Annotated in this window: 14 protein-coding genes; 5 read left to right on the top strand and 9 right to left on the bottom strand. The window is 52.6% G+C overall.

Annotation, left to right across the window (positions count from 1 at the left end; translation table 11 throughout):
- Positions 1-2: 2 nt before the first annotated feature.
- From Pan161_RS01540 to Pan161_RS01565, 6 genes are all read right to left on the bottom strand, one after another.
- Entirely contained in the window at positions 3-1034 is a 1032-nt protein-coding gene (locus Pan161_RS01540) for an SMP-30/gluconolactonase/LRE family protein (RefSeq protein WP_145223854.1), read from the bottom strand.
- A 51-nt stretch (positions 1035-1085) separates the two neighbouring features.
- Positions 1086-1772, bottom strand: a complete 687-nt coding sequence (locus Pan161_RS01545; RefSeq protein WP_145223855.1) for an MIP/aquaporin family protein — start codon at positions 1770-1772, stop codon at positions 1086-1088.
- Between the two features lie 32 nt (positions 1773-1804).
- A complete protein-coding gene (locus Pan161_RS01550) occupies positions 1805-2641 on the bottom strand; it encodes a phytanoyl-CoA dioxygenase family protein (protein WP_145223856.1) in 837 nt (278 codons plus the stop codon).
- 275 nt (positions 2642-2916) lie between these two features.
- Positions 2917-3885: a MotA/TolQ/ExbB proton channel family protein gene (locus tag Pan161_RS01555; protein ID WP_145223857.1), complete on the bottom strand. Its 969-nt coding sequence runs from the start codon at positions 3883-3885 to the stop codon at positions 2917-2919.
- 239 nt (positions 3886-4124) lie between these two features.
- Positions 4125-7205 (bottom strand): tetratricopeptide repeat protein, encoded by a 3081-nt coding sequence (locus tag Pan161_RS01560; RefSeq protein WP_197995641.1) that lies wholly within the window; start codon positions 7203-7205, stop codon positions 4125-4127.
- Positions 7206-7426: 221 nt separating this feature from the next.
- On the bottom strand, positions 7427-8704 hold the full coding sequence (locus tag Pan161_RS01565; protein ID WP_145223859.1) for a glucuronyl esterase domain-containing protein: 1278 nt from the start codon (positions 8702-8704) through the stop codon (positions 7427-7429).
- A gap of 245 nt (positions 8705-8949) precedes the next feature.
- On the opposite strand from Pan161_RS01565, the gene Pan161_RS01570 reads away from it, so the two are divergent.
- Entirely contained in the window at positions 8950-9393 is a 444-nt protein-coding gene (locus Pan161_RS01570) for a hypothetical protein (protein ID WP_145223860.1), read from the top strand.
- Here Pan161_RS01570 and Pan161_RS01575 read toward each other — a convergent pair.
- On the bottom strand, positions 9386-10864 hold the full coding sequence (locus tag Pan161_RS01575; protein WP_232103254.1) for an IS4 family transposase: 1479 nt from the start codon (positions 10862-10864) through the stop codon (positions 9386-9388). The two genes, Pan161_RS01570 and Pan161_RS01575, sit on opposite strands and share 8 nt — an antisense overlap.
- Before the next feature lie 553 nt (positions 10865-11417).
- Entirely contained in the window at positions 11418-12539 is a 1122-nt protein-coding gene (locus Pan161_RS01580; RefSeq protein ID WP_145223861.1) for a dienelactone hydrolase family protein, read from the bottom strand.
- A gap of 245 nt (positions 12540-12784) precedes the next feature.
- Between Pan161_RS01580 and Pan161_RS01585 the strand changes: the two genes are divergently transcribed.
- Positions 12785-13204: a hypothetical protein gene (locus tag Pan161_RS01585; RefSeq protein ID WP_145223862.1), complete on the top strand. Its 420-nt coding sequence runs from the start codon at positions 12785-12787 to the stop codon at positions 13202-13204.
- Positions 13205-13385: 181 nt separating this feature from the next.
- A complete protein-coding gene (locus tag Pan161_RS01590; protein ID WP_002646808.1) occupies positions 13386-13829 on the top strand; it encodes a Fur family transcriptional regulator in 444 nt (147 codons plus the stop codon).
- A gap of 22 nt (positions 13830-13851) precedes the next feature.
- Here the strand turns inward: Pan161_RS01590 and Pan161_RS01595 are convergent, their stop codons facing one another.
- Positions 13852-15003 (bottom strand): ZIP family metal transporter, encoded by a 1152-nt coding sequence (locus tag Pan161_RS01595; RefSeq protein ID WP_145223863.1) that lies wholly within the window; start codon positions 15001-15003, stop codon positions 13852-13854.
- Between the two features lie 605 nt (positions 15004-15608).
- Between Pan161_RS01595 and Pan161_RS01600 the strand changes: the two genes are divergently transcribed.
- On the top strand, positions 15609-17195 hold the full coding sequence (locus tag Pan161_RS01600; RefSeq protein ID WP_145223864.1) for an OprO/OprP family phosphate-selective porin: 1587 nt from the start codon (positions 15609-15611) through the stop codon (positions 17193-17195).
- Between the two features lie 61 nt (positions 17196-17256).
- Positions 17257-17712, top strand: coding sequence for a hypothetical protein (locus tag Pan161_RS01605; RefSeq protein ID WP_145223865.1), 456 nt, complete (start codon positions 17257-17259; stop codon positions 17710-17712).
- The last annotated feature ends 13 nt before the right edge of the window (positions 17713-17725 follow it).

The raw sequence follows: 17725 nt of genomic DNA on the forward strand, positions 1-17725 counted from the left end.
GACTATTTGTCGACGGGCAGTGCCGGGTGGAACCCGGGGATTTTACAGGGGATCCGGTACAGTCCACTCCCGGCAGTGATGTAGAGTGTGGACGCGTCAGCGCCGATCCCAAACGTGCAGTTAGTAGGCAGGCTTGGTGTGGGGATGTAGGCCAGCTCCTTGCCTTCCGGAGAAAAGACCACGATGCCAAACCGGCTCTCAGCCCGAAAGGCGGCGTAGATGTTGCCCTTCTGGTCGACGGTCATGCCATCAATGCCGGTCTCTTTATCGCCGAAATCGGCCAGGATTCTTTTCTTACCAAGTGAACCATCTTTTTTGATGGGGAACGCATTCAGCGTCATTCGCAATTTGGGTTCTTTGGGTGGCTCTTTTTCCAGGCCGCTGGCACCATTGTCGGTTTCTGCGACATAGAGTGTTTTCCCATCGGGTGAAACCACGACGCCATTCGGTTTTGTGATATCGGTTGTGGCGCGGTGCACCGTTTTGGTTTTGGGGTCGTACCTGAAGACACTCATGTGATCAAGTTCAAGTGGCTCAGTGCCGACATAGCGGGGATCGGTGAAATAGACCCAGCCTCGGGGATGAATGACCAGGTCATTCGGGGCATTGAATTTTTTACCTTCGAACGTTTCGACAATGGGTTTTACTTTCCCGTTTTTTGTAATTTGCGCCAGGCATTGTTTGCCGTTATTGGCACCACAGGCGGCGAGCAGCTTGCCTTTTTTATTGATCATCAGGCCGTTACTCTGACCGCTGTCTGCACTGAAGACGGTGGTTTTTTCGGTGGAAGGGTCAAAGGCCATGATCTTACCTTTCCCGCCGGCAAAGTTGATGTCGCTGAAGTAAATGATGCCGTCCATGCTGACGCAGGCGCCTTCCGTGAAGCCTTTGTCGACCCAGAGTTCTTCTACTTTGGAATCGGGTGAAACAATGGACGCGTCACCGGAGGGGGCGGGAGTCGCCGCGAAAACGATTGAGCCTGTGAATCCAGAAAAAGCGATGCCCCATACTAGAATGTGTTGCCAGTTGATCATGGTGTGATCCTCTCTGAGGTTTTGATTATGAAATGAGCGATATCGAGTGTATTATCCTTTTACAGGTTCTTCCGTTGTTTCAATCGTTTTTGAATTATGGTTATTGCGCACCAGCCAGAGTGACGGGACCGCCAGGATGGCGCCGGCTGTGGGGCCGACGAGATACAGCCACAGCGACTGCAGGTTGTTGCTGACCAGCGCCGGTGCCAGCGAGCGGGCCGGGTTCATGGAAGCGCCACAGATCGGCCCGGCAAACATGGCTTCGAGTGCGATGACAGCACCGATGGCGACACCGGCCAGGATGCCGGTCTCTTTCGCGCCGGTACTCACACACAGAACGACAAACATCAGCATCCACGTCAGCACGCCTTCCAGAATCAGGGACTGCATATCCGATCCAGCGGGCAGCGTCATGCCGTAATTGTCGAGGCCTGGGAAGATCACTTTTAAGAGCAGGCAGGCGGCGAGAGCACCAATGACCTGACAGACGATGTAAGGCAGAACCTGTTTTCCAGGAAAGCGGCCGCCGACCCAGAAGGCAATTGTGACTGCCGGGTTGATATGTGCGCCGGAAATTTCCCCAATCGCGTAAATGATGGCTGTCACAACCAGTCCGAATACCAGCGCGATGCCGACGTGCGTCACGGTTCCGTTTGAGACCTGATTCGTGACGATCGCACCTGCTCCCGAGAACAGCAGGATGAACGTGCCGAAGATTTCCGCATAATATTTTTGCATCAGTTGTCAGTTCCAGGGTGCGAGTGCGAAAGTTAATCGTTTTCAGGACGCGCTGGATTTAACCAGTGTCCCGAGGGATCGGCGCCAGAGACAATCACGCCTTTGGCATTCCAGTCCATGCCGGCCCGGACGTCGGCGGCACAGTATCGCAGAGTCAAGCCGCAACGTCTGCGATCTGACTGGTTGGCTTCCGAGCCATGCAGCAGCAGATCGGAGTGAATCGAAATTTCGCCGGCCTGCAGCGTGTCGTCAACTGGAGTGCCGTACTGTTCTGCATTCTCGATCGTCTGGTTGAGCACGTTGTCTTCATGGGAACCGCTGGGACGGTAGGTCATGTGGCCGTGGTGATGGCTGCCGGCGATGAATCGCATGTTCGCGTTCTCCGGATCGGCGTCATCGATGGCCAGCCAGACGGTGACCGCTTTGGAAGGGGAGAGCGGCCAGTAGCTGGCGTCCTGATGCCAGGCGACTGATTTCCCATCATGGGGCATTTTACAGAAAAAGTGTGAGCCCCAGGCGATGACATTTTCACCCAGCAGGTCTTTGACGTAAGCGACAATTTTGGGGTGCGTCAACAGGTCATAGACTTTACCGTATTTCATGTGTGCGGTACTGATGGAGTAACTGTCACCCCCGGCAGCGATCACGGATTCCAGCAGACGGTCGAAGTATTCCCGATTTTCCTGGACTTCCTGTTCGTTGAAGACAGGCAGGCTGCGCAGGTAACCATCCTGGTTGAACTGTTCAATCTGGCTGGAGGTGAGTACTTGGGGATCGATCGTTGTAGAAGGGTAGAATTTCAGGTCGCGTTCGATCTGTGATAATTCGTCTTCAAGCGGAACAGCCTTGAATTCTTTCGATTCAGCCATGAGGTATCTCTATCTACGAAAATAAGAGTGAATCAGCCATCAGGCGGATGCAGGACACCGAACCCCGCGGGGAATTCTGTTCTAGATCGCATCACATTTAACCGTAGCGTCTCTCAATCTAAGATACTCGGTCTAAATGGCCCTGGATTCGCGACAGTAAAACGGGACCCCGTTTATTGTAAATAGGGACAGGTCCCGGAACAACTTAGAACGGGTTGTTCTGTAGGAAAGCAGGGATTGTGTCCGGAAAGCGTGAGGCGATCAGACAGCCAGATTCAGGATTTAGTAGTCGTTTTATCCGGCTTGGCTTTGGTTTTGGTCGTGGGTGCTGACGAGGTCGATTTGCGGCTGGCAGCGCTGGCGGCGAGGCCTTCTGCAGAGATGAGGTGTACCAGGTCCTGGGCGGACTGATCCATTTCCATGACGAGTCCATCGACGCGACCAGCCAGGTACATATACATGATCAGTGAGGGGATGGCGATGCCGAGTCCCAGTGCGGTGGTCAACAACGCCAGCGCGATGCCGCCGGCAAGTTCTTCGGCTTTTCCCATGGCACTGCTGTTGGCAATATCGTTGAAGGCCAGGATCATACCAATGACGGTTCCCAATAACCCCATCAGCGGCGCGACCGTTGCGACACCATTGATGACGCGCAGATGTTTACGAAGTTGAGAAAGCTGTCGCTCGCCGCCATCGATGATGGCCTGTTCGACTTCAACGCTGGGTTTCCCCCACTTGCGAATCCCGTGCGCGAAGACGGAGGCGATCGGGCTGGGGTTTTCGTCACAAAGTTTCAACGCAGACCGGGAATTGAGTTTGCCGTCTTTGAGCAGTTTCAGAAAGCGGGAGACGAAATGTCGGGGAATCACACGACCCGAGCGCAGGATCACCAGTCGTTCAATGATGAACCACATGGAGATCACGGAAGCGATCACAAACGGCAGGATGAAATATTTCAGCTCCTCAATAATTTCCTGAGGTGTGAAGGGAATCTTCGTCCCGCGATTGGGCTGCTGTCCGGCTCCTGGAAGCGGACCGTCGGGGTTTTTAACTTCAACCAGTTCTCCATTCACAGATTTCACAACCTTAGGCAGACGCTCCTGCGCGGGACTGTTGTCGGGAGCCAGCGTCAAACAGAGTCCACAGATGACAAGCAGCTTTACCAGGAACCGGAGTTGTGTACTGCGCTGCATGTCGGCGGGGGAACCTGTTGTGGATTGCTGGTTACTGTTTAATTTGATCATGAGTACTAAGCGTCACTCTCGTGTGTCTGGTTGTGAGCAACAGGCGTTCTGTCGTTATTTTCGGAACAAGATCAACGGGCTGTAAGACCTGTTGCCCTGGAAATTCCGAGCATCCATGGCGGCCTGTGCTCAGAATGTGCTCTAGTTTACGTCAGACAGAGATTCCCGTCGAGTCTGGAATGGCAATTCCGCAGTGTCCGGGACAGGCTGTGAAATGCTGAACCACAGACTGGCGATTATTACTTGTTGACCCGGGCTGCGACCGCTTTAAGTCGTTCTTTGGCCTGGGGAACCAGTTCGTGCTCCGGAAAACGCTTCAAGTAATCTTGATACGTTTTCTGGGCTTGAGGCCATTCGTTCAGGGCTTCGTGGCACATGGCCGCCTGATACAGCGCCGGGGCCTGCCATTCGGGGAATTGATATTGAATGTCCACCTGCAGGTAAGCCAGCAGGGCTTCCTTGAATTTCTCCTGGATCATCAGAGTTTCCGCCAGCAGGAACTGACATTTGGCGGCCGTAGGTGTCCGCCGGCTGTTTTCTGAGTCGATGATCTGTTGGAACACTTTACGCGCTTCTGTAAATTTGGCCTGGTTCTTCAGGCTTCTGGCCAGAACCTCTTCTGCCTGATACAGAAACGGACTGTCCGGGTCCCATTTGCGGAAGCGGTCGATGGTTTCCGCGACTTCTTTATATTTTTTCTGGCGAAAATAGGTTTCCGCCAACAGGACCCAGACGCGGGGATACCAGGGTTCCTGACGGAGTGTTTCCAATTTGTCTTCGGCGGCCAGCTTCAATAATTCCGCCTGAGCTGCCTCCACCTGATTCAGATACAAGGCTGCCTCGGCTTCATGGAATTGTGCAAACGCCGCGTATTCATTTTGGGGAAACCGTTTCAGCAGTGCCTTCGAGAATTTGTCGACCAGATCCCATTTCTGGAGTTCGAGGTTGATTTCAATCAGACGATACAGGGCGACCTGTTGTACTTTTTCATCTGATTTGGAGTCGCTCTGCAGTTCATCGAATGCTTTGGCGGCGGGTTCCAGCTTGCCTGCGATCAGGTTACTTTCTGCCAGGCTCAGGCGGGCGTTATCAGCCAGTTCACTGTCGGGGGTTTCTTTAATCAGCCTGCGGAAGATTTCGTCTGACTTCTCGAACTGTTCCGCTTCGTAATTAATCAGTGCCCACTCGTCCAGAATTTTATCGAGATTATCGACCTTGGGAAATTTCTGCAGCAGTGCCTCATAAGCCTGGTTGACGGCATCGATTTTCTTCAGTTGAAACAGCGTGCGTGCGGCCTGCAGTCCGGAAAGCATGGCATAGCGTGAAGGAGCGAACTTTTGCAACGCTTGCTGATAGACGTCGACCGCAGCTTCCAACTGTTTGTTATTTTCCAGACTGCGACCCTGCATATAGGATGCTTCAGCAGTGAGCGGGCTTTCCGGATATTTTTTGGCGAACTGCTGGAAATGTGCCGCCGCAGATTCGTGTTCAGCGAGCTGAAATTCACTCCAGGCTAACCCGGACAGTCCAGCGGGATATTCGGGAGAGTCAGGGCCGAGCTTGACGATCTCATCAAAAAACGTTTTGGCACGTGCCCATTGTTTCCCCTCATAATTGCGTTCTGCCAGCTGACGATACGTCTGGACCAACAGATCCCCGGCCGGCTTGCGGTCCTGCAGCTGTTTCAAATATTGATCGACTTCCTGCGGCTTGTTATTTTTCGCGGTGAGGATGATCAGGTTTGCCAGGATCTGGTTAAAGCGAACTTCATTGGGGAACTGCTTCAGGTACTCTTTCGAGAGGGATTCGGCTTCGGCGTATTTCTGCTGGGAATTAAAGTTGTTGCTCTGTAGTACTAATGCGTCTGCATATTCGCTGGATGTTTTGACCGCTTTGGGGTCTTTGAGAAAAGGGGCCAGGACCTCGATGGATTTGTCGTACTGTTTGAGTTTCTGAAAAGTGCGTGCCAGGTAGAGTCGCGCCAGCAATTGCGTATTTTCCAGCTTGGACTCCTTCAGCACGTTTTGAAAATGGGTCGCCGCTGCCGTCAGATCTGCCGGTTTCCCCTTGGCATCCAGAATACGCCCTTTGAGCAGTTCCTGGTGCAACCGCAATCCGCTCTGGGGAAATGTTGTTTCAAACTGAGCAGAAAGTTGTTCGGCTTCGGCCAGTTCGTTTGTCAGTAAAGCGGCTTCGATGGCGAAATGCAGACTGTCGTCAGCCAGTTCACTTTCCGGTGACTGTTTGACGAGTTCCAGAAACAGAGCTTTCGCTTCGGTCGGTTTTCCGGAACGTAACAGGGCATCAGCCAGCTGATAGGTGATTGACTCTTTTTGTTGTGGACTGGGCTTTGATTTGAGTGCGAGTTCGAATGCGGTGATGGCGGCAGGCAGCTGTTGCTCGCCTTTGAAACTGACCCCCTTCCAGTACAAAGCGTTTGCTGCATGAATCGGGTCTTTGGCGACGAGGTCAAACTGCTGGACGGCTTTCGCATATTCCTTGAGATCATAGTACGCGTAACCCGCATTGAGCCGGGCGGTGATGCCCAGTGGACTTTCCGGAAATTTTTTCGGGAGTTCCAGGAAGGCATCGGCGGCTGCCTGGAATTGTGCCCGATCGAAAAGTGAGGTTGCGAGTGACATCTGGGCATCGCTGGCACGCGAGTGATTTTTCTGACCGGCGATCTCTTTAAATCGTTTTTCGGCTTCTTCAGACTGTTTATCACGCAGGTAGGAAGATGCCAGGCCAAACTGGGCATCTTCGGCCATCGCCCCTTTGGGATGACGTTCGAGTGAACGCTGAAAACTTTTAATCGCGAGGTCCGCTTTCCCGCGCCGTAGCAGGACATCCCCAAAATAGGGGTATGCCCATTCTTCCAAAGCATGGTTCGGGTACTGTTTGAGGAAGTCCGTGAACTCTGTTTCTGCTGCGGCCAGATCGTCCAGCAGATAACTGCATTCCGCAATTCGGTAGATGGCATCGGGCAGGTTTTTATTTTGCGGATATTGTTTGGCAAACTCTCTGAGGGTCTCGCGGGCGTCCTGATACTTCTGCTGATTGACGAGTGTCAGTCCCAGGTAAAATTTTGCCAGGGGAACACTGGCATCTGTGGGATAATTTTTCAGGTATTTGCGAAAGGTTTCGGTCGCGAGTTCCCAGCGATTCTGTTTGTACAGACCGATGGCCAGCTGAAATTCATCCGAAGCTTTATCTGCGTGAGCCAGCGGTAACGGCAGAAGTGTCAGCAGGACCAGGATCAGGCAGATTTGAGGCGCGCGTCGATTATTTATGAATGCGTTCCGGATACGATAGTTCATCATAGTAAAGTCGTCAGTTTGTTTTGAATGAGAAATTGAACACTTGCCCCCATTATCGTGGGTTTTCAGGCAGAGGCAAGCGGCGTTCGGCAAAACTGGGGTCGTGGGGGTGAAAAGCTGTCTGTTGGGAAAATCAAGCGGAAAATCAGCAATATGCATAAATGATAAGCCAGCAGGCTGTTGAAGCAACCTGCTGGCGGTGCTGGTGGATGGATTGTAACAGATTAGCTGCCTTGAAAATGCTGGTCGGCAAAATTCAGATACTGCTGCCAGTCAAAGTCGGTCACATTATGTTTTCCGGTGCGAATGTGATAACCCATCTGTTTCTGGACTGGTTGATTGACGGCGGGCATCTCTTTTGCTCCAAAGCCGGAGGTTCCCAGCAGTTTGTAGACCGGTTCCGCATATTTCACTGAGAGGAATTCACCTTTGGGGTCGGCCCACTGGTCATCTTCGGCACTGGCGACGTACACAGGCCGCGGTGCGATTAAAGAGATCAGCATGTGTTGATCGACGGGCAGATCGTTTTCCTTGTCGATGTATTTGTTGAAGTTATCACAGAACCAGTGCGGGAAGGCGTTGTTGATGACGTGCAGGGTTTCGCCGAAGCGACGTCGGCTGAGCGCGGCACCGCCACAACCGGAGTCGTTGGAGATGACCAGGGCAAACCGTGGGTCCGTTGCGCCGGCCCAGAGGGATGTTTTCCCGAGGCGGGAGTGTCCGATCACGGCGACTTTGCTGGTGTCGATCTGCTTGTCGGTTTCCAGGTAATCGAGGGCACAGCTCAAGCCCCAGGCCCAGGCGGAAATCGTGCCCCATTCATCGGGCGCGGGCTTCTGTTTGGAATTGAAAAGTGCGTGGACGCCATTCTTGAAGCCGTCGTCGTAGTCGGGATCAATGTCGCCGCAGTAGATGGCGATCAGTCCGTAACCACGGTCGATGATGGTTTCGATGGGCCAGCGTGACGAAGATTTGCCCCGCGAATCTTCGGTCGCTTTATGATCGACGATGGCTTTTTCTTTGCTGGCCCGCATCCAGTTGCCGTTGAGTTGGACGTCTGTTTCATCGGTGATAGTGTGATTGCCGTAAAAGTTGAGGCCCATAAAGACGGGAACCGGTTTGGTGGCTTTGGCCGGCAGATAGATCAAGAGGTCCATCCGCGGCCCTGCTTTTTTGCCGGAGAAGTAGACCGAGACTTCCTTGCGAATCGCTTTGCCGCCGAGTGCATCGTTTTTCACAGACGTGACTTCGAACAGCATGTTCTCGGGGCGTGCAGGACTTTTGCCGTAGACTTCCGTTTCGAACAGTTCCAGGATTTCCGGGCGGCGGACTTTGTTCCATTCCTCGGCGGAATCCACTTTTTTGCCAGCTTGTGTGACGAGCGGGTCAGGGAGTTTGAATTCCGGGACCTGGCTTTCATCGTAATTGGGTTTGGGACGTTGTGCGTGTGCGGCGGATGTCAGCAGCAGCGAAAGGCTGAGCAGGAACAGCAGACGTTTCATGGCGAGGCAGACCTTTATATTCTGGTGGGATTGATATTCGAATTCTGAGACTACTAATCTCAATCGTGGCCGTTTCCGCCACGATTGGCAACATGAAACCGGGGTTGGATGATGAAAGATACAAAATATTATGAACCACGAAAGACACGAAAAGCACGAAAAATTCTGTTCTCGGTTTATGTGAGAGGGTAAGATCGACCGCGGTATGCATTGAAAGTGGTCAGCAGTTCTTGGGGGAGAACAGGATGAATGCAGAAAAACGAGAACAGTTACTGCTGAAGCTTCCCTTTGATCTAGAGACGGCTGTTTCAGCTCAGGAAGCATGGGCACGGCGATGTCGCGTTCCACTGCGCATGACAGATTCTCTGGGTGTGGAATCTATTTTAGTTCCGCCGGGCGAATTTCGATGTGGTGCAACTAATGAGGTTAACCAGGAATTAGAACGTCAGGGGTTTTCAAAAATCGATGAGCCGAGTTTTGATTGTATTTTGACGAAGCCCATGTATGTCGGAATCCATCGCATTACCCAGAACCAGTATTGGAAACTGATGGGGATCAATCCGAGTGCTTATGCCGCAACAGGGTATCTGGCTTCGCATGTTGAGGGGCTTGATACGTGGCAAGTGTTAAAAAGGTGTCAGGAACGAATGGCACTGCCTGTTGTGGTGAAAGAGTTTGCGTTCATATGATGGCCCTTCGTTGTTGATGGTAATGGTATCTCGGTTGCTTCAGCAAAGCCAGCGCTTTGGTTCGCCGTTTATTGGCTCTGGGTTCTGTTCTGCCGGTACGATGTCCCACACGTTCGCTGCTGGGGATCTGCTGTCCGAGTGTGGCTAATTCCTCAGTCGTCTTTGTAACCGCGCCCAGCAACCAATTCGCAGCCAGCATCTGTTGCGTGGTGGTAAACGAGAGTGAACGGGGATCACGACCTGTTGCCATGCCGCTCTGCAGCATCTTCAACCGAATCAGATTGTACGCCAGCAGGCATGACCAGAGTTCCGTGAGCACCATCCCCGGAGACTTCGCACGCAGAATATCCATGCCCAGAGAACACTTGATGCTGCGAATATCCAGTTCGACCAGCCAGCGGCTCTGATACAAGGCGGCGATCCAGCGCGCCGGGCATGCTTTCTGATCTGTGATGGTGGTGGCAATCGTAAATGTTTTGGCGCGATACCCCGGCTGACTGATCTGCACATCGACCAGCCGCAGAGTGAGTGTCAGCGGTTGTCGCCAGAATTCCTGACGGGTCATCCAGGCAGGACAGACAGAGGGACGTGACCACGTTACGAGTCGCTCCTGTTTGCTCAGTCGACGTGCGGTTTGTGGATGATTGTCACGCAGGTGATGGTTCTTCATCAGGATCTGAACGCCCCGGGCATGGCACGCACTCACCAGCCAGTACGTGCAGTAATACGAGTCAGCCACCAGAATATCACCCGGCCGGAGTGCATCGAGCATTTGCCAAAGCAGGGCCGTTTCGCCACTCCCTTTACCGCTGTAAGGCCCGCTCACCAGATCGACCAGCAGTCCGGTGGTCATCGAGATCAGAGAAACGCAGCGGAGAACGGGGAACCCGAGCCCCGGTTTCTGAGCCGGGTTCTGCGGATAGGCCCGCTGATTCTCAGGGGTATCGGCGGCCGTGATGGTGAAGCCGTCAACGAGCAGAATGCGACCGCCGGTACTCCGTGATTTCACATCGGCGACGCTGGAAGGACTGAGACGCGCCGCTGACTGCTCTCGGGACTGGACACAGTTCTGGTCACAGGCCGCTTCGGCATCCGCGGCAAGTTGCTGGACGAGATCGCGGATGACGGTAAAGGATAGTTTGAGTCGCGCGCGACAGTAAGCACCGGTATTCGTACTGCAGACCCGTCGCCCCAGTGCCGCCCATAAGCTGGCAACACGGATGACGGCTGCCTTACAGCTGCGTTGCTCGCCGGAAAAGAACACCTGAGAGATTAACGCCCAGAGAGTGATTGCCGGTGTGTAAATGACATCGGGATCACTGCCAAAGTCGATGTCGTGTTTGTTAAACACCTGCTGCCAGCGCTGATCGTTGATGACATCAGACAGCGGGAGCGAAGCATCTTGCAGCATTGATCGTTTAAAAAGAGAAAACGATGCTGCATTCACGCGGGAAGATGATATAAATGGCATAGGACCTTCCTTGGTCAAATGTCTTCACACACCATCCAAGAAAGGCCCTGCCAGAACGCAGCATAATGCCAGGAGACGTTTTGCCAAACACAATTTCCAGCGAACTGGCAAAAAATCAGAAAATTAAAAACGTGACAGCGTCACGCAGGCATCGTTGCGCAAACACAAATCAAAAAAACAGCGGCAGTGCCATTCGTGTCAGGAACCTTAAAATTAAGGTTCCTGACACCTTTTTAACTTCCCGAACGGTCCATGCCAAAGTCATTTCAACCGGGGCTAAGACCCTGCGGCTAATTTTCTGAGAGAATTTGCTGCGGTTCATTCTGTTATCGGATGAGCTCGGATGTAACCCGAGGTTGTCGTGAGACAACAGGAGGTTGTTGAGCACGCGTTCTGTTGTGGTTGCGCGAACCTCACTTCCTGAAATGGAAGAGGTTGGTGACTTTGTTCTAAACTGACCGATTTCGCTGAGACCTCCTGCTCGCTGTGCTCGCCCCGAATTGCATTCGGGGTCACCCTCGCTTTCGGAGTTAAGGATGGAAAAGTCGGTGGATCACTCGCCGAAGTGTTGTTTGAGGAAGTCGAGACTTTTGTTGTTGGACCAACGGTGGCCGCCCTGAAAGAAGTCGGCGTCGATGTTTTCTTCTGCGTCCAGAACCTGGTAAACCTGCTGCAGTTTTTTATATCCCTCGCGGGCGGCTTCGATGGGGAAGATTTTGTCTTCGATGCCGTTGATGAGCAGGACCGGACGCGGGGCGTGCAAAGCGACAACGTCGGACATTTCGCCGAAACGCATCATCTCGGGCATGCACTGACAGAGGCAGTGTGGCATCGCATAATAGGAGGCACGGTAGGTTGAGAAGGCACCGGCGATCATGGTGAGTTTGACGCGGTCATCGAGGACGGGGAGGTACATGGCGGTTGCGCCGCCACCTGACAAGCCAGCGGCTGCAATGCAGTCCGGATCGACCTGGTCCTGGGTCTGCAGGAAGTCAATGACGCGCATGGCGTCCCAGCTGCGCTGGCCTTGCGGGGTGCTGCCGATGAGGAGTGCGTTCATGGTCATCTGCAGACAACTGCGTTTGGTGTGCGAGACGCCACGATCCTGGTCGCCGGCGGTTTCGTTCCAGCCCCGCATGACGATGGCGGCGGTGATGTAACCGTGCTTCGCGAAGTAGACGGCGTAGTCGAGTTCGCTCTGGCGGGTCTTCTCTTTGTCGGCCTTGGTTTTGCCTTCATCGATATAGGGAACGATGCCGCTGTGTCCGTGCATGCAGACAATCGCGGGGACTTTTTTCTTTAACTTGTGGGGGACGAAGTAATAGACGGGGGCCCAATAGGAGGCTTCGGTGCGGATAAAGACTTTGTGGCGGGTGAAGGTGTCGAACTCTTTCTTTTCCGCCCACTTGACTTCCAGCGGAACTCGCTCGGGCATTTGACCCAGAATGCGGGTGACGGTCGGATGAAACTGTTTTCGCCAGGCCTGGTGTTCGGCTTTGTTCGTGGCCTGCCAGGCCTGCAGCGGTTCCATCGCGTCAGCAAGTTGCTGATAGCTTTCGGTGACGGTAAATGGTTTCTCGGCGGGATCGCGATCTGCTGCGTTTGTCGGGGTGAGGAAGAGGCAGGAGAGCAGGGCGGTGAGCAGGCTGCGGGTGAGAGCAGTAAAATTGTGCATGAGGATTGGCCGTCGTTCAAGAACAGGATGAGGGTGATGGATTGTGTTATTCTATTACAGGGGAAACTCGAAGGAAGATCAAGGGGGAGAATGTGAGCGGGGCTGATCTGGGATTTTTATGAACCACACAAAACACAAAAAACACGAAAGTTTTGTGTACGCAGTTGATGTCAGGGAATAAGATGGAGGGAGTTGGTATTCTCTGTTTTTAAGTATTGATCCTGCGTGAAGCACCGGTAGCTGAAATGATCTCATCAGACAAAAGATCAAGGTTCAGGGAAAAGATACTCATTCTCGGGAATACGATCGCGATTCTGTTGATTTTGGGAATCTTCTATTTCCTCTGTATCCATGGTTTCCTGTTTGCGAATGCGGCCAATACGGAGTTGCTGGCGATCTATGAAGTCGCTGAAGTGGGCGGCTCTTTGAGTGAGCTGGATGAGAAAGTGGCGACGTTGCCTCAATCGTGGATTACGGCTTCTCCTTCTCAGGATTCAAGAATCTTTTCGGCCCCATTGCAATTTGGCGCTTCAGAATGGATCTTGAGAATCAAGGCAGTAGACGGTCTGATTACGTGTGTCAGAATTCATACGTCGGACTCGATTCGCTATCATCCGCAGTCGGCACCTCCTGACAAGGGAAGCTGTTCATTAGAGTCGTACTGAAGTCTCTGTCCGGTATGCACCATATCGGGACTGTGTCGCTTTGTCCGAGTGGCGAGGGAAACGGGCGGCAATTCACAATTAATCACCGGTATCTCGTAATTCTGGTATATAATCGTTAATATGAGCTTTCGTCACTGAATAATAACTCACCGGCGCTGTGGGGTGCCTTGGATATAACGACATGAAGAATCTGTCCCAAGCAGAAGAGATTGATGAAATCCGTACTCTGGTTCGCAAGAGCGGCTTACGGAGTACGGCTGCCCGGATTACGGTGATCCAGTTTTTGCGGCAGGCAACGTCACCTCTGACCCATGCTGAGATTGCCGAAGAACTGACCCCGATGGGCTTCGATAAAGCCACTGTGTACCGCAATCTGATCGATCTGGCGGAAGCGGGACTGGTCAAGCGAACCGAACTGGGGGATCACGCCTGGCGGTTTGAACTGCGGAATCCTGATGAACCGGAAGACGCCGAGCATCCGCATTTTGTCTGTACCGAATGTGGCAGTGTTTCCTGCCTGCATGATGTCGAATTCAAGACACCGAAAAACAAGCAGTGGGCAGCAGTAGGCAAAGTGACCGAAATTCTACTCAAAGGGATCTGCAGCGAATGCGACGAAGAATAAGTCGCTTGGGTTGTCGCTTCACTCAGTGAGAATGCGAATGACCGTGTTCCGTTTCGGTCGCTTCCGGTCCGTGTGAATGGCCGCCATGCTGGTGTGCGTGTTCGGGTTCCAGGAAGCCGATGCCATACGCGAGGGCGATACCCAGCAGCAGCACGAAAGAGAGCCGGAAGCGGTTATGCGAATGGAACTCCATTTCGGGCAGCAAGTCTCCCAGCGAAATACAGAGGAAGACGCCTGCGGAAAAAGCGAGGGCACAACCGATAATGATGTGCTGGTTTTCTGAAAACTGTTGGACTCCCAGAAAAAACAGGAGGGCTCCCAGGGGGCACATCAGCGAGAAGCCGATATTCACCGCGTTCCGCCAGCCTGCAGACCAGCCGCTGGCTGCCATCAGTGAGGTAATGGAAACGGCGTCTAATGGTTTGTGTAAGGCAATTGCCAGAAAGGTTCCCAGCCCGAACAGTGAGAGGAAGACTTCGTGATGCTGCTCAGCAACGATGCTGGCACCGAGTGCGAGTCCGTCAATCAGGGTATGCAATGCCAGGCCGAAGGCAATGCCGACCCAGCTCAGATGATGCGAGTGCGCGTGCGTATGAGAATGCACGGGAGCATGCGCGTGATGATGGTCGCAGTCATGATCATGATCGTGGTCGTGTGTGTGCCCTTCCTCTTCCAGTTCCACAGTTCCATGCTGATGAAAATGAAAGGTACGCAGCAAGAAGAACAGGGTAATCACTCCTGCCATCATCCACCAGACGGCCCGGTCGATTGATCCCATTTCGGCCACGGCGTGCGGCAGCAGATGAAAGACACCGATACCCAGCATGAGTCCGCCGACAAAGCTGATCAGTGTTTCCATGCGGGTGTGTGTTAAACGGACCAGGGAAGGCAACCAGCCCCCGAGTAATGAAGAACCAACGATGACGACACAGTAAATCCCCAGCAGGGTATAGGACCAGGAGTTGTCAGCGGGCGTGGTTGTTTCTGCTTCTGTTTCTGTTTCTGCGACAGCGGATTTCTGATTTTCATTAGCCGTGTGGACATGCTCATGTTCCGCCGCCATGGTGGGGCGCGTGAGAAAGAAGCCGGGGGCGACCAGAAAGACGAGCAGCGGAATCGTTAATAACAGGAGCGTGATTCTCACGTCGTTTTTAAAAGGAGAAAGCGGTTTCATCGAGTTAAAAAGCCACCTGTGATTGTCACTGTAAGCAGAAGAGGGTACCGGGATGCTCACTACATCGGCACTCTCCGATTGTAATAGCAAACTAATTGCGATTGAATTTAGCTTTTATTTCGGATCAGTACAAGACTCCCCGGAATTCTTATGCAGGAAGATTCTGAACTTTTGAACTCTGGTTGTGATTTAAAGTAGTAAATACAAACAAAATAGATACTTAGACTCCAATGTTACTGGTGGAAGTCGCTACCGCACAGGGGAGGGAAGGATTTCGTGATGTATTGACTGGCGATTCCAGTGAAGAGTCGAGTTTTTCAGGCTCAAGCAGAGGGTTTCTTTCATCTGATCCAGATAGATTCAAATAAGTATAGCTTTCCTCTTGGTTTATTGCGTTAAGCTGTTCCGGTTAGGTGTTTTGTTACGGGTGTGTGTGTTGTGAGTTTGAATGTAAAGGTCCTTCATCGTTTCTTAATCTTTTCTTTAAATTTGAACCGCCGATAAGCATTCTAAGGATCAGGGTATTTCTGCAGGGTTGCAGAGATACAAATAACACCTCAAAACCGCCTGAAACGGATTGCGGGCGATAGTCATCAGGGATGAAGATGCGCACATTTATTAAAACGGCAGGAATTCTCCTGCTGCTGGGAGTTATGTTCCGTCCATCGAGTGTTTCGGCGGAAGATACGAAAATCAGTTCCGAGCAACTCGAGCGACTTCTAAACCGACTGGAACAGGCAGAACAGCGGATCCAGGAACTGGAAGAAACAAAGCCAGTCACGCCACCTCCCACTCCTCAGCCAGTTCCGTCACTACCCCCCAAACTGGAGCGTGCAGCGGGTGGGCTGGATGATTCCGACGAGATTCTGATCAATAACTACACAGACGACTCAGGCTCACCTGCCTTTGAAACGCGGCTTTCGACTCTGGAAGAAGACTGGAAAAAATTCTCCGAGTCGGAAAAAGAGAAAAAGGCAAAGGATGCTTCCAAAGCGACGACGATGAAAATCACGGGGCGAGTTCATCTGGATGGATGGAATTTCACAAATAATACTCCCGGAATTGCTGCGTTCAATAATCCTGCTGATCCCATGGATCCTGAAAATAACTTTGAGTTTCGTCGGTTGCGACTGGGATTTGCGGGCGACATCAAAGACAACATGCTCTACAAGCTGGAGTTTGATTTTGATGATGCGAACGACCCGACTATCAAGGATGCCTATATTGGCTGGAACGATCTGCCGGTCTTTCAGACTCTGTTGATTGGTAATCAGAAGCGTCCGCTGGGTATGGACCACCTCAACAGTAGTCGTTTTAACTGGTTCCTCGAACGCCCTCTGGTAATTGAAGCCTTTAACCAGGATGCCCGACGCCTGGGGATTGCCGCCTACGGTGTTTCAGAAGAAGAGACCTGGAACTGGCGCTATGGTATTTATGAACTGGAAAATATAGCCAATGACTCAGGGTATACCGGCGATGCGGGTCAGTACAGCATCAACGGACGTCTGGCGGGGACTCCCTGGTACGATGAAACTTCGGGGGGGCGTGGTTATCTGCATTTGGGTATTGCCGACATGTGGGCGAAGCCGGACGGAGATCCGAGCGCGTCCGCCTCTAATAACAATGAAGCCCGTTTCCGTACCCGACCCGAAGCGCGGACAGGCAGCGTTCGCTGGCTGGACACAGGTGCGATTGCCGGAGCTACCTGGTTCAACACACTGGGGCTGGAAGCGATGCTGACACTCGGGTCATTCTCCGTCGTCAGTGAGTACCAGGTTACCTCCGTCGGGCGTGGTGCTACGGGACCAGACTTAACCTTCGAAGGTGGTTATGTGGAAGCTGGTTACTTCCTGACAGGCGAATATCAGCCTATCAACCGCAGGACAGGAACAATTGAACGGATCAAACCGCTGGAAAACTTCTTCTGGGTCAATACCTGTGACGGTGAGACCGGCGGTGGCTGGGGAGCCTGGCAGGTGATTGCCCGTTATTCCTATCTGGATCTGTCAGATGGAAATGTTACGGGTGGTGATGAAAGAAACTTCACCGCTGGTCTGGTCTGGTGGTGGAATTCGCATGCCCGCATGCAGTTTAACTACGTTCATGCCCAGATTGATGACAGAGGGCCCATTGATGGTTACACCGGCGGTCGATCAGATATCTTTGGTGCTCGATTCAGTGTTGACTTCTAAACTCAAAGCAGTTTCAGCGACGGACATTATTTAACGTTTTGACTCTCAGGAAGTGAGACTTATGAAATATATTGGAATAGTTATGCTGGCTGTCACGGTCAGTCTTTCGGGAGGGGCTCAAAGCTCGGCTGAGTTAAAGCCAGGGGCCTCCTGCAGCGATCAGGCGAATGGAACCTGTCACAACAACTGTTGCTCACACGGATGCAAAACCTGTCGTCTGTATGTAGAGACATTAAAAGTGAAAAAGCATTGCTTTCGCATCGAGTGCAAAGACATCTGTATTCCGCCGGTCCGCTTTCCCTGGCAGAAATGCTGCGAACTCAAATGTGGGAAAGTAAAAACCGTACGCGTATTGAAGAAGCACGAATACACGTGCGAAAAGTGTGGATACAAGTGGGACGTCGAAAATATGTGCGGTGCCTGCTCGACAGGGAACTGTGAAACAGTACTTCCCCCGGCAGTCAAAGCGGCAGCTCAGCCACCATTGGCGCCGGCGACTTCTGTCAGAAAACGGTAGACTGATTTGAAGC

It is taken from the genome of Gimesia algae, from assembly GCF_007746795.1.
Lineage (GTDB): Bacteria > Planctomycetota > Planctomycetia > Planctomycetales > Planctomycetaceae > Gimesia > Gimesia algae.

What these genes read in the sequence shown, in the direction of transcription:
- Pan161_RS01590 (WP_002646808.1), top strand. Translation starts at nt 13,386, where the DNA reads ATGAAGAATCTGTCCCAAGCAGAAGAGATTGATGAAATCCGTACTCTG.
- Pan161_RS01560 (WP_197995641.1), bottom strand. Translation starts at nt 7,205, where the DNA reads ATGATGAACTATCGTATCCGGAACGCATTCATAAATAATCGACGCGCG.
- Pan161_RS01570 (WP_145223860.1), top strand. Translation starts at nt 8,950, where the DNA reads ATGAATGCAGAAAAACGAGAACAGTTACTGCTGAAGCTTCCCTTTGAT.
- Pan161_RS01605 (WP_145223865.1), top strand. Translation starts at nt 17,257, where the DNA reads ATGAAATATATTGGAATAGTTATGCTGGCTGTCACGGTCAGTCTTTCG.
- Pan161_RS01595 (WP_145223863.1), bottom strand. Translation starts at nt 15,003, where the DNA reads ATGAAACCGCTTTCTCCTTTTAAAAACGACGTGAGAATCACGCTCCTG.
- Pan161_RS01550 (WP_145223856.1), bottom strand. Translation starts at nt 2,641, where the DNA reads ATGGCTGAATCGAAAGAATTCAAGGCTGTTCCGCTTGAAGACGAATTA.
- Pan161_RS01545 (WP_145223855.1), bottom strand. Translation starts at nt 1,772, where the DNA reads ATGCAAAAATATTATGCGGAAATCTTCGGCACGTTCATCCTGCTGTTC.
- Pan161_RS01585 (WP_145223862.1), top strand. Translation starts at nt 12,785, where the DNA reads ATGATCTCATCAGACAAAAGATCAAGGTTCAGGGAAAAGATACTCATT.
- Pan161_RS01565 (WP_145223859.1), bottom strand. Translation starts at nt 8,704, where the DNA reads ATGAAACGTCTGCTGTTCCTGCTCAGCCTTTCGCTGCTGCTGACATCC.
- Pan161_RS01540 (WP_145223854.1), bottom strand. Translation starts at nt 1,034, where the DNA reads ATGATCAACTGGCAACACATTCTAGTATGGGGCATCGCTTTTTCTGGA.
- Pan161_RS01600 (WP_145223864.1), top strand. Translation starts at nt 15,609, where the DNA reads ATGCGCACATTTATTAAAACGGCAGGAATTCTCCTGCTGCTGGGAGTT.
- Pan161_RS01555 (WP_145223857.1), bottom strand. Translation starts at nt 3,885, where the DNA reads ATGATCAAATTAAACAGTAACCAGCAATCCACAACAGGTTCCCCCGCC.
- Pan161_RS01580 (WP_145223861.1), bottom strand. Translation starts at nt 12,539, where the DNA reads ATGCACAATTTTACTGCTCTCACCCGCAGCCTGCTCACCGCCCTGCTC.
- Pan161_RS01575 (WP_232103254.1), bottom strand. Translation starts at nt 10,864, where the DNA reads ATGCCATTTATATCATCTTCCCGCGTGAATGCAGCATCGTTTTCTCTT.